The 247-nt window shown below is 63.6% G+C and carries 1 protein-coding gene; it reads right to left on the bottom strand.

Features of this window, described 5'->3' with window-relative positions:
• Nucleotides 1-186, bottom strand: a 186-nt coding sequence (locus L9G74_RS23290) for a prenyltransferase/squalene oxidase repeat-containing protein (protein WP_438944598.1), incomplete at its 3' end; no start/stop codon positions are given.
• Between the last annotated feature and the right edge of the window lie 61 nt (nt 187-247).

The following is a 247-nucleotide window of genomic DNA, read 5'->3' as shown; positions in this document are numbered from 1 at the left end:
CGCAAGCTTGTCGCGGTCGATCCAATGGAGTCTTCCGATCATGGCCAAGCTGGCGGCAGCCCACCAGCTGTAACAGACATCCTCGAGCTTCTCGGGACGTCCGTTCAGACCACCGTTGTCCAGCTGTCTTTCACTCAGCCAGCCGCCAAGGCGGTCCTTGTCAACCAGATCTACGCGCCCGGCAATCGCCAGTGCCCCGACGCAGGTTAAAACCTGCCCCGCGTGGGACTCGGCCCCCGGACGGACC

It is taken from the genome of Shewanella electrica, assembly GCF_022321485.1.
Classification (GTDB): domain Bacteria; phylum Pseudomonadota; class Gammaproteobacteria; order Enterobacterales; family Shewanellaceae; genus Shewanella; species Shewanella electrica.
The sequence above is the reverse complement of the archived record's forward strand: the minus strand, read 5'-3'. Positions and strand labels throughout refer to the sequence as shown.